We start from the raw sequence: 11426 nt of genomic DNA, 5'->3' as shown, positions 1-11426 counted from the left end.
TTATAAATTATTATACTTTATTAAAAATAGCAGAAAAAATTAATCCCAGATTACCCAGGAAAGTCTGACGGTAAAAGCCGCAACGTTTTATTAAAACCAAACGCGAAATCATTTTTTTCTGTCGTGCTTCAATAAGGTTATCTATTATTTGCCGGTTTTCAGGTGTGAGTCTGTGATCAAGGACACGCAGAGCACTAATATGCTGATCATTCCAGGTTTTAAAGTGACCTTGCCAGAGCATCAATATACGTTTAAAACGAGCAGCAAAAGAAGAGTTCATACCAATTAAGTTATGCTGATGCTGGCGATAACGTATAGAAGGATGGCTATCATAATGCACCAAACCTCCACAGCCAGTAATTAAAATATAAGCCCACCAGTCATGGATAGTAATCGGTAAATTTTCACCCGCTTCAACTAATAGTGCACGCGCTGCATTATTAAACACCATCGTATTACCGCTACCAATATTTTGCATCAATGCATTAGCAAAGCCGGGCTTTTTGTTAAATAAAGGAGACAGACCTATTTCATTATTTTCAGTATTAACTAAGCGAGAGCGGGAGCAATACAAAGCAGGTATATCAGCAGGTACTGATTGAAGAAAACCGAGTGCACGTTCCAGTTTGTCTGCATCCCAGATATCGTCCTGATCAGAGTAAGCATAGTAATCCGCGACGATGTCAGTATTACAGGTTAAAGAAAGAAAGTTGGCAGCAAAACCCCTGGCTGGGCCGGAAAGGATTTCCAGCGCCTGATCGGGCCACTTTTGCTGACGTTCTTTCAGAATTTGTAAGGTGGTGTCCGTTGAACCATCGTCTGATGCATAGACCTGCCAACTGGAGTGGGTTTGCGCTGAAAAAGAGTCAAGCTGTGCGTTAAGAAAGTGCTGACCATTATAGGTACACAGTAAAATAGCTACTTTAGGGCAGGAAGCACTCTGGTCTTTTTTGGCGATGTTCTCAGACATTTTTTTAAAAAACCTGCATAGCAAAATTTAAGTCAACACATAAACCAGGCAGCTAACAGACAGGAGCCGTCCTTACAAAAAATAAGCCGTAGACACCAAAAAGGAATGCGGACAAGAGTAGCCAAACCAGCACATCCGGATTGTAGCAAAACGGCCTGAGATTAAAAAGTGATGCGCGTATGCAGTATTTTTGTTGGCTCTGCATTGCGTCAATCGCTGCGAATGAGCTAAATCTTTTCTGCTTCGCTCAGCAAAATCTGAGACAATGTCAACCTGGTATGCTGAGCATATCCAGCCTCTTCGTTTATCACAAGGCAACAGAACGCCGAAAACCAGCTTAAAACAGAGCCAAAAAGCTCACTAACGAATAAAAGGTTTTATGGGGTTGATAAACACATTAAAATAATTAATAAATACAGCACGTTAGCATGGATAGGAGTTGATGGTGTCAACAGATGCAAACCTTGTTTCAATTTTAATCAGAACCTTTAACCGCCCTGTCACTCTTGCTAAAGCGGTAGATTCAGCATTACAGCAAACCCATCGTCCGTTAGAAATTATTATTGTTAATGATGGTGGGTCAGCGCCTGACCCTGAATTAGAAAACCGAGCGAACAAGCAGCAAGTTAAAATTAATGTCATTAACTTAGAGGTTAATCAAGGACGCTCTAACGCGGCTAATGTGGCTTTAAAAAATGCTCAGGGTGAAGCGCTGTTATTTTTAGATGATGACGACTGGATAGATCCAGATCATGTGTCTAAATTGCTTCTGGTGTTACAAGAAAATCCTGATCTTGTTGCTGTTTATTCAGACACTGCCTGTGTATTTTCAGCAGCTAAACCAGAGATACTGAAAGTTTTTGATTACGAGTTTGACTCACAACGGCTGGTTTATGAAAGCTATTTACCTATTCATTCAGTCCTGTTTAAAAACAATGAATTAAGCCAGGCCTGCCAGTTTGATACCCGGTTAGATATGTATGAGGACTGGAATTTTTGGGTGCAACTGGTCGCTAAAGGACAAATGAAACGCGTGCCAGGGGTAACTGCCTGGTATAGCGCCCAGTTAAGTGGCATGGGTATAGGTCTGGAACCACAAGATTACAGTGCAGAATTGGCTAAGTTTTTCAGATTAACAACACCCTTTTATACTGACAAACAAATTAATGCATTACTTTTTATGTGCTGGAATTTTTTTGGTCTTGAACAATCTAAAAAACACAACGAAGGACTGTTTGCAGAGCTGCAATTAGAATTAGCCAGCAGCCGTCAGCGTGAACAGCAACAGCAACAGCAACAGCAACAGCAGCAACAACAGCAACAGCAGCAACAACAGCAACAACAACAGCAACAACAGCAACAACAACTGGCTAATAACCAGCAACGAGAACAAGAGCAGGCCATCATAAAAGAAGAGTTAGACTCTTTAAGAAAAAGTCTGGCTGATATTACACTGCTTCTACAAGAAAAAAAGGGCATAGCCGCCGGATATGAAAAAGTAGGAAAAATGCTTTCTAAAGTTCCATTATTAGTAAAAATAAAACGCAAAACCTTTACATTTTTTAGTTTATTGGCGGGCGGTAACTTACAAGGTATCAAAGTACACTTGTTTAAAAACATAAAAAATGTTTTTAGAAAAATCCGTCACGCTTTAAAGTAGGACCCCGACTCCTATAACATCATGCAAAATGTAGATATCATCTCTCCGAACCATCCGTAAAGGGTTATGTAAAACGACTTGCGGGTGGTATTCGCTTTGATGTTTTACAACACCAAAACAAATCTGTACCAGCTTGCGCATTCCAGCTCCTAAAGCCTGAATTTTGCTTTTACCGTTTTCCATAAGACGCTGGCATTGTGCCTGGATATCCGGGTTATATCTCAAGCAAACAACCGCCGCCATATACAGCTTTGCTCTGATATTAGCGGGCCCTTGTTTACTTAGACGGCTACGGTTTCGTAATGGGTGACACAGAACTATGAATACCCTCAAAACGAGCTAAAAGCCTGCGTAAAAACATACAGGCTTTTGATTTATCAGTCTCTGCTCAGACCCTTATATTTCTGGTCTTTTTCTGAAAGTATTGGCTCAGTTATAGGCCAAGGAATATTGATTAAACCACAATCCCAAGCCACACCAGCCTCATCTTCAGGGTGGTAGTATTCCGTACACTTATAGAAAAAATCAGCACTTTCTGATAGTACACAGAAGCCATGGGCATAACCGGGTGGAATCCAAAGCTGCTTATGGTTCTCATCCGATAGTTCGACGCCAACATAGCGCCCAAATGTTGGTGAATTTGGATTAATATCCACGGCAACATCAAAAACAGAACCCCGAAGGACACTAACGAGCTTACCCTGGGGGAAGTTTTGCTGATAGTGCAGACCTCTTAACACGCCATAGCTAGAGCGAGAGTAGTTATCCTGCACAAATGCCAGATCAATACCGGCTTCTTTTTGGTATCGCTCAGCATTGAAGCTTTCTTTAAAAAAACCTCGGCTATCGCCATAGACATCAGGCTCTATAATTTTTACGCCATCTAGCAGAGTGTCAGTGACTTTCATTATTGGCGTCCTCTGCAATATTTAAAAGATATTGCCCATAATCTGTTTTAGCCATAGCGGTGCCTTTTTTGTGCAACTGCTGAACATTCAGCCAGCCATTGTTAAAGGCAATCTCTTCCAAACAGGCAATCTTTAACCCTTGGCGATTTTCTACCGTTTCCACAAACATACTCGCTTCCAACAGGCTATGGTGAGTGCCAGTATCTAGCCAGGCAAAGCCACGACCTAATAACTGTACGTTGAGTTCACCGGCGTCTAGGTAGGCTTGGTTGATGCTGGTAATCTCTAGCTCACCTCGTTCAGAAGGCGTTACTGTCTTGGCAATCTCAACCACTCGGTTGTCATAAAAATAAAGCCCAGTGACAGCATAATGAGATTTCGGTTTTTTGGGCTTCTCTTCGATCGAGATGGCACGCCCTTCATTATTAAATTCAACAACGCCGAAGCGCTCAGGGTCGTTAACTAAGTAACCAAAAACAGTAGCACCCTCATTGGTTTTTACTGCTTTTTTCAGTTGATCACTAAAACCTTGACCATAAAAAATATTATCGCCCAGAACTAAACAAACAGAGTCATCTCCAATAAAAGTTTCGCCGATAATAAATGCTTCAGCCAAACCATTAGGCTCTTCTTGTTTCGCATAAGTGATATCAACCCCAAAGTCTGAGCCATCGCCAAGTAGGGCTTGGAAGCTTGCTTGGTCATGGGGGGGCGTGATGATCAGTATTTCCTGAATACCCGCCAACATCAGTACAGATAACGGATAGTAAATCATCGGCTTATCATAAATTGGCAACAACTGTTTAGAAACACCTAATGTAACGGGGTGCAACCGTGTTCCTGAACCACCTGCAAGAATAATTCCTTTCATTTTTAAGCCTTTACTATATTATTTTTAATTAATTATATGAATACTATATTAAATAGAATGACCGGCTCTCTGCATTAAATACTCGCCTGAAAGAACATTCTTCCACCAAACCTCATTTGAAAGATACCAAATAACCGTTTTTTCTAACCCACTCTCAAAGGTTTCTTCAGGCGTCCACCCTAAATCATTCTCTATTTTACTTGCATCAATGGCATAGCGTTTATCATGACCTGGGCGATCTTTGACAAAAGTGATAAGAGACTCATAGGTATCAACAGAGAGATTATTTGGATTTTTAGCAATGGGGTAATGTTTTTCCAGTAAAGAGCAAATGGATCTTACTACTTCAATATTAGCCTTCTCATTATGGCCACCAATATTATAGGTTTCTCCCTGCTTACCTTTTGTCGCGCAGCTGACAAGCGCTCTGGCATGGTCGTCAACATAAAGCCAATCGCGAACTTGGTTTCCATCGCCATAAACAGGCAGTGGTTTGCCATGCAGCGCGTTTAAGATTATATGGGGGATGAGTTTTTCAGGGAAATGGTAAGGCCCATAATTGTTTGAGCAATTGGTGATAACAAATGGTAGTTCAAACGTTCGTCCCCAAGCACGAACCAAGTGATCAGAACTTGCTTTAGAGGCGGAATACGGTGAACTTGGCGCATAAGGTGTCGTTTCTGTGAACAACGAGTCATCAAACTCAAGGTCACCATAAACCTCATCCGTGGAGATATGATGAAAAATAAAGGTACTCTTCCGTTTATCAGGCAAGGAATGCCAATAATGTCTAGCCGCTTCTAGTAGCGTATACGTACCAACAATATTGGTATGTATAAAATCTGCAGGCCCATCTATAGAGCGGTCAACATGGCTTTCCGCTGCAAGGTGCATTATTTTATCAGGAGAGAATTGCTCAAATACTGCGGCTAATGCTTCTCCATCTGTAATATCAACCTGAGAGAAGGAAAATCTAGGGTTGTTACTAACAGAATCTAATGAGTTAAGATTCCCTGCATAGGTTAGTTTATCAACAACAACAACATCATGATCCGTGTGTTGAATCAAAAAACGAACCACAGCACTACCAATAAATCCTGCACCACCTGTCACTAAAAAGCGCATGTTTAATTCCAATATCAGTTATTTGATTACAGGGTTGCCTGCTTAAATAGCTCATCATAAAAATTGATGTAGTCAGCGGATAATTTTCCGATCTGATACTGAAGCTGTAAGTCTGCTAGCAGATACTGATTCAACGCCTCTGCTAAGCGCAACTGAACATCCAGCATCTGTGTTCTAGCATCGAGAACATCAACTTGGCTTCTTAAGTTCAAATCTAAGCCACGTTCAGCGGCATCTAAATAACGCTGACTTGATTGCGCAGAACGCTTTAAAGCTTGTAGGCGTTCGCTAATATTGCGTTTTCGAGCATGAGCCAAGCTAATTTTTTGTTTTGTATCAGAGAGGATACTCTCAGCATTAGCCTTTTGTGCTTGATGCTGGGCAAGGGACTGTCTGATATAGGCGCTTGTTTTACCACCACCATAAAGATCAAGGTTGAAGTTCACCGATGCAACTAAGTTTTCACTGTCCCTAAAAGGATCATCAGACTCTCTTTCGCTGTATCGTACACCCAAAGACAGTGTTGGGTAATGCAAAGCATTATTCGCAGATTGCGTCAGATCTGCTTGCTGAACCCTTGCAACACTCTCTTGATAGTCATTGTTGTCTAAAGCTTTTATCAGTACTTCGTCTTCAGGCTCATTCACCATCGGCGGAGTAATATGGTGTGCATTTTTAATCCACTTAACAGGTGGAGTAAACTGCAGGCCAGTAATAATATTCAGTTTTGTTTGCTCATCTTCGAGATCACTTTTTGCTTTCAAGTAATCCGTTTGAGCTAAATCTCGCCTTGCTTCTACTTCAAGGGATTCTAATTCGTCACCCACACCCAGAGCAGTTTTTCGTTTCGCCTGTTCATACTTAAGCGTTAAAGCATCATGAATATTTTTATTCAAATAAACAAGTTGGGCTTTGTAGAGCACATTTAGATAATGCTCGGTTGTTCTATAGACAAGATCTTGTTCCGCTTTCAAAAAGCGGTAGCGAGCAGCATCAACCCCAGCATAGCTCGCTTTAAGTCTTCTGCGGCCACTAAAATCGACTAACGGTTGACTAAGTGCAAGTTGCCAAAATGTATCGTTAAGCTCGCCGGAAGATCTCGGCTGATTAGGGTCATAGTAGCTGCTATCTTGATCAGTATAAATATTTGTAGAGTCTTCATAAGAGTAGCTGGCAGACAGTGTTACTTGTGGTAAAAGTGCACTGCGGGCAATAGCAATATCCTCTTTGTTAGCCTCGAAAGTGCTTTTTGCAGCTCTGTACTCGGCATCGTGGGTCATCGCTGATTCTACAGCATCGTAAAACGTTAATTCATTGCCTGATGCCAGCTTCGGGCTGAGTAGCAAAGCTATAACTATTGGTGATATCGACAGATGTGCATACTTCTTGCGCACATTGCATCGACCAAGAGAAAAAAACGATATCATTAAATTGCTGCTCCTATTTGCTTTAGAGAAGCTTTAGCACGCTTGCGCTAAAGGCTTCTCTTGCAGAATATTACTTCTCTCTAAAACTACGGGCAAAGCTATCGGCAATGGGTTTTATCATATAGCTAAGCAAAGTACGATCAGCGCGACGAATCATAACCTCCGCAGGCATACCTGGGATAAGATTCATATCTTCGTCCATATCTTTAAGGCCTGCATCGGTCACTTTAATACGTGTTAAGTAATAAGCTTGCCCCGTTTTTTCATTGATAAGACGATCGGCAGAGATGCTCATCACCTCACCCTCGATAACCTTCGTGGTTCTTTGGTTGAATGCAGAGAAGCGAATATCCGCCTTTTGGCCACGATACAGACTGTTAATATCGGTGGTTGCCACTTGAGTCTCAATAACAAACTTATCTTTTTCTGGCACCAAGTCCATTAACGTATCGCCTGGGCGAATAACACTACCTACCGTATGAACTTTAAGCCCTACAATATAGCCAGACTCTGGCGCACGTATCGTACCTCGATTTAAACGATTCAGAGATACTCTATAGCGTTCTTGTGTATCAAAGTACTCGGCCTGAGCCGCCTGAATACGCTCGCCAATATCTTTAAGATAATTCTGGCGGTTATTCACTAGCTGAACTTGATACTCTGTTGTTACCAGCTTTGTTCTCGCAATATCAGACAGTAAACGGGCAGACTCATTCTTGGATGAAAGAATTTGACGGCTCAGCTCCCTAGACCGTTGACCATCGCCCAATTTTTCATCTAAAAGCGTCCTGTAAGCGTCATACTCTTTTTCTAAAAGACTGATCTGCTCATTAACGATCGCTTGTTGATCTTGAAGACCTTCAACCTGCTCTCGTGCCTGTGCTGCACGAGATAGCAAAGCTTCCTGCTCTTGTTTATGGGCTGCAACTCGGGCTTTATAAAGCTGTCTGTTTTGCTCTAATACACCGGCTAAATCATTGTCTTCTTTGGCCGCTGAAAGCACTTCTTGACTGAAGATTACATCATCAAGAAGCATCTGCTCGCTGCGTAGGCGCTCTAACTGCACAAGGGTACTAAACATCCGCTTGCGATTACTTTCTGTCTCGCCACTCCAAGCAGTAGTATCAAGCTGAACTAAAGGGTCTCCTGCTTGAACAAGATCGCCATTACTGACGAATATATCTTTAACCAGTCCGCCTTCTAAGTGCTGAATAGACTTGCGGTAGGAGTCAACCATCACCTCACCTTGGGAGATGACGGCACTACTTAACGGTGCAAAGGTTGCCCAGAGGCTAAAGGTTCCTAGGCTAAGGATTAAAATCGCAAGACCAATAGTGATATATTTCTGGTCATTAGTTGGTACTGCTGATTGAGCTTGCGCCGCCGATTGACTCGCAGGCTTAGCCGCGGGCTTGCTTGTTGGCTTATTAGCAAGCGTTGCAAGTTTACCAGAAGGCTTTGTAGATTGGCTCGACGTAGATTGGCTGGCGGCAGGTTCAGTTGTTTGCATCTTTTTTTGATCCTCGCTAAGAGGCTTCTTCGAAGCCCCTTGTAGCTTAGATTCACTTAAGGGTGTCTTTTTCATGGTAACTCTCGGGTATCAAAATGGATTCGTTTATGCTGATTGTTGTTTCTGCTTGGCTAATGCCTGCATCACATCATCTCGACTACCAAACATCTGCATAACTCCATCTTTAAGCACCAGTAGCTGATCAATATTTTTCAGAATAGAAGGGCGGTGACTAACAACAATAACCGTGACACCTTCACGTTTGAGTATCTGCATGGTATTAACCAAAGCCATTTCACCTTGATCATCCAAATTGGAATTTGGCTCATCAAGAACAATTAATCTAGGGTTACCATATAAAGCCCGAGCCAAGCCGACACGCTGTCTTTGCCCGCCAGATAACGCCCCAGCATTACTACCAATTAAGGTGTCGTAGCCTTCAGGAAGCTCAAGAATAAGTTCATGCACCCCTGCTTTTTTAGCGGCATCAACAACCTTCACGGCATCCAATTCGCCAAAGCGGGCAATATTCTCACTTATGGATCCGTCGAATAACTCAATATCCTGAGGTAAGTAGCCTAAGTGCGGCCCTAATTCATCACGGTTATAATGGTTGATATCAGCATTATCGAGCCTAATCACACCGCTAGCCACAGGCCACAGGCCTAGAATAATACGAGACAGCGTCGATTTTCCTGCCGCACTAGGGCCAACAATACCGACATGGCTACCAGGCTCTACGGAGAAATTAACCCCTTTAAGTGCTGCAGCTTTTGCACCAGGAGGAATAGCATGGACATTTTCGATCGACAACGTACCTTCAGGGCTTGGCAGCGACATTTTGCGCTGATTGCTGGGTATGTCGAGCAGAAGCTTATTAAGGCGGCCATAGGCTGTTCTAGCTCCATTAAAGCCTGCCCATGTACCAATCAGTAAATCCAGAGGTGCTAACGCTCGGCCCATCAAAATAGAACCTGCAATCATCATGCCAGGGCTCATTTCATTTTGAATGACGAAGAAAGCACCTAGACCCAAAATCGAAGACTGGAAGACCATGCGCAGTATCTTACTAAGATTGGCAAAGACACCAGCTTTATCGCTCGCTATGGTTTGCTTTGATAACACTTCTTGGTGTTTTGCATTCCAGCGACTCAGAATATTGGGTAGCATACCCATAGCATGAAGCACTTCGGTATTGCTGATATTGCTATTAGCAAGGTTCTGGGCCTGAATATTTTCACTGCCTGCTTCCGTAATTGGCTTACGAGTCATTTTTTCGTTAATGACAGCAACAATAAATAAAACAATGCCCGCACCCACTGCAAACCAACCAAAAGCAGGGTGAAAAACAAAAAGAAGGCCGATATAAATAGGCATCCAAGGTGCGTCAAAAAAGGCGAATAAACCATTCCCTGTCATAAACTGGCGAACCGTGGCTAAATCTGCCAAAGGCTGCGCGTTTCTTTTTGCCGGCTGACGTATACCTTGCTCAAACATCGCCGTATAAATGCGTGGACTTAAAGCGTTATCTAGCTGATTACCAACCCTTACAAGAACCCTAGAGCGAACCCACTCCAGTAGACCCATAATGGTAAACATGCCTATCATAATGATGGTCAAATAAACCAAGGTATCGAAGCTACGAGCCGCTACAACCCTATCATATACTTGCAGCATATATAGAGGAGCAGTCAGCATTAAGATATTGATAAAAAAGCTAAAAAAGCCCGCTGCAATAAAGCCTTTTTTACTGGCTCGCAGTGCGTCTTTTAGGTCACTGGCTATACTTTCGACACTCATCTACAACTCTCTTTCATGGTGTTTACGACCGAAATGGTGCTTTTGGCTGCTTTTTATTAAGCACACCAGCATAAGCAACAAGAACCGGAAAATATTCAAATGGGGGCAGAGATAAAAAACACAAGAGGCCAACAACGTCGGGTCAATAACCTCGGTCTTTTGCACTCTCTGCGCCATTTAAGAGCCCTTCCTTAAGTCGTACACGATAAAGAAAAGAGTTCTTAAACCCTGCAAAAAAGAACATACGCAAAAAAAATCAGACAAACAAAAAACCACACCAAGGAAACCCCCTATATATAAACGTGGAATATATAGGGGTAGAACAAGGTTTAAGGTATTTTAGTTGATTTAGAAACGAAAAAGGTCATCTTCAGCATCGCCAAAGACCTTTTCTAAATCAAGGTCGCTAGCATCTGCATTTTCTTGCGCATGGCGAGCGTGAAGGTCAAATAATCTGGATAGCTCCTGCATACGGTGTTCAGACAGTAGCTGGGCATAAGCTAAACCTAAGGCTCCGCGCAGATTCAGTACTTGTACCTGCTCTGCGGTTAAATCTTTAAGTTTTGTTTCACTGATATGGTACAGGCCGGAGTGAGGCTCTATAGACTCTGGCAAGCCGTCGATCTTGATGTGCCAAGGCTGTATAACACCATATTCATCAAGCAGGCTGATAAGGGATTCTGTTTTGGCGCGCTCATGGTGCTGTGCCATCAAGAAATCTTTAACACGAGAAGCAAGTTCAGACAGCTCCCCTTCTGCACTGAAAAGAGTTTGGCTTTCCTCATCCAACTGTGCTTTAAAGTTGGGGCTATCCTCATCAATGCAGAGTGCTAGTTTGTCGCTTTCTTGAACGGGCAGCATGCGAAACGGGTAGCCACGATAAACCGCAGGTACATAACCCCCTAGCCATTGTCCCCGAGACGTTACAAAGAGATTCTGACCAGGAACTAAACCTTGAATAGCTACAAGCTGAAGTGGATCGCTAGGATTGGCTCGATAAAATGCCGTCGTATAGCGTGGTAACAGCTGAGATATTTCAGCGAAGCTAACAGGAGCCAGAGCATCACCTGAGGCGAAGGAATAGCTAGAGATTAGATTCCAACCGGCCGATTTATGAGTGCTGTGGGATAGTGGAACAAAGCTTGACATAAAACC

Annotated in this window: 10 protein-coding genes; 1 reads left to right on the top strand and 9 read right to left on the bottom strand. The window is 42.7% G+C overall.

The window, feature by feature from the left end:
* Positions 1-10 precede the first annotated feature (10 nt).
* Positions 11-970 carry a glycosyltransferase family 2 protein gene (locus G517_RS0108040; protein ID WP_051206227.1) on the bottom strand — a complete coding sequence of 320 codons (960 nt, stop codon included), beginning with the start codon at positions 968-970 and terminating at the stop codon, positions 11-13.
* A gap of 445 nt (positions 971-1415) precedes the next feature.
* Between G517_RS0108040 and G517_RS0108035 the strand changes: the two genes are divergently transcribed.
* A complete protein-coding gene (locus tag G517_RS0108035) occupies positions 1416-2630 on the top strand; it encodes a glycosyltransferase family A protein (protein ID WP_169447906.1) in 1215 nt (404 codons plus the stop codon).
* Here G517_RS0108035 and G517_RS18335 read toward each other — a convergent pair.
* The 8 genes from G517_RS18335 to G517_RS20060 form a co-directional block, all read right to left on the bottom strand.
* Positions 2622-2963: a transposase gene (locus G517_RS18335; protein ID WP_157833173.1), complete on the bottom strand. Its 342-nt coding sequence runs from the start codon at positions 2961-2963 to the stop codon at positions 2622-2624. The two genes, G517_RS0108035 and G517_RS18335, sit on opposite strands and share 9 nt — an antisense overlap.
* Before the next feature lie 44 nt (positions 2964-3007).
* Positions 3008-3538, bottom strand: a complete 531-nt coding sequence (gene rfbC, locus G517_RS0108025; protein ID WP_028303977.1) for a dTDP-4-dehydrorhamnose 3,5-epimerase — start codon at positions 3536-3538, stop codon at positions 3008-3010.
* Positions 3525-4409, bottom strand: a complete 885-nt coding sequence (rfbA, locus tag G517_RS0108020; RefSeq protein WP_028303976.1) for a glucose-1-phosphate thymidylyltransferase RfbA — start codon at positions 4407-4409, stop codon at positions 3525-3527. Before rfbA ends, rfbC begins: the two co-directional genes overlap by 14 nt.
* A gap of 48 nt (positions 4410-4457) precedes the next feature.
* Positions 4458-5534 (bottom strand): dTDP-glucose 4,6-dehydratase, encoded by a 1077-nt coding sequence (rfbB, locus tag G517_RS0108015; RefSeq protein ID WP_028303975.1) that lies wholly within the window; start codon positions 5532-5534, stop codon positions 4458-4460.
* A 26-nt stretch (positions 5535-5560) separates the two neighbouring features.
* Positions 5561-6961 (bottom strand): TolC family protein, encoded by a 1401-nt coding sequence (locus G517_RS0108010; protein ID WP_028303974.1) that lies wholly within the window; start codon positions 6959-6961, stop codon positions 5561-5563.
* A 70-nt stretch (positions 6962-7031) separates the two neighbouring features.
* Complete coding sequence (locus G517_RS18330) at positions 7032-8471, bottom strand: HlyD family type I secretion periplasmic adaptor subunit (RefSeq protein WP_157833172.1); 1440 nt, start codon at positions 8469-8471, stop codon at positions 7032-7034.
* A 105-nt stretch (positions 8472-8576) separates the two neighbouring features.
* A complete protein-coding gene (locus tag G517_RS18325; RefSeq protein ID WP_051206224.1) occupies positions 8577-10271 on the bottom strand; it encodes a type I secretion system permease/ATPase in 1695 nt (564 codons plus the stop codon).
* A gap of 348 nt (positions 10272-10619) precedes the next feature.
* Positions 10620-11420 (bottom strand): SapC family protein, encoded by an 801-nt coding sequence (locus G517_RS20060; protein WP_028303973.1) that lies wholly within the window; start codon positions 11418-11420, stop codon positions 10620-10622.
* Positions 11421-11426 lie beyond the last annotated feature (6 nt).

Source organism: Oceanospirillum maris DSM 6286, assembly GCF_000422865.1.
Classification (GTDB): domain Bacteria; phylum Pseudomonadota; class Gammaproteobacteria; order Pseudomonadales; family Halomonadaceae; genus Oceanospirillum; species Oceanospirillum maris.
Note: the sequence above shows the minus strand (reverse complement) of the source record. Positions and strands in the feature narration are given on the sequence as shown.

What these genes read in the sequence shown, in the direction of transcription:
- G517_RS20060 (WP_028303973.1), bottom strand. Translation starts at nt 11,420, where the DNA reads ATGTCAAGCTTTGTTCCACTATCCCACAGCACTCATAAATCGGCCGGT.
- G517_RS18330 (WP_157833172.1), bottom strand. Translation starts at nt 8,471, where the DNA reads ATGCAAACAACTGAACCTGCCGCCAGCCAATCTACGTCGAGCCAATCT.
- rfbA (WP_028303976.1), bottom strand. Translation starts at nt 4,409, where the DNA reads ATGAAAGGAATTATTCTTGCAGGTGGTTCAGGAACACGGTTGCACCCC.
- rfbC (WP_028303977.1), bottom strand. Translation starts at nt 3,538, where the DNA reads ATGAAAGTCACTGACACTCTGCTAGATGGCGTAAAAATTATAGAGCCT.
- G517_RS18325 (WP_051206224.1), bottom strand. Translation starts at nt 10,271, where the DNA reads ATGAGTGTCGAAAGTATAGCCAGTGACCTAAAAGACGCACTGCGAGCC.
- G517_RS0108040 (WP_051206227.1), bottom strand. Translation starts at nt 970, where the DNA reads ATGTCTGAGAACATCGCCAAAAAAGACCAGAGTGCTTCCTGCCCTAAA.
- rfbB (WP_028303975.1), bottom strand. Translation starts at nt 5,534, where the DNA reads ATGCGCTTTTTAGTGACAGGTGGTGCAGGATTTATTGGTAGTGCTGTG.
- G517_RS0108010 (WP_028303974.1), bottom strand. Translation starts at nt 6,961, where the DNA reads ATGATATCGTTTTTTTCTCTTGGTCGATGCAATGTGCGCAAGAAGTAT.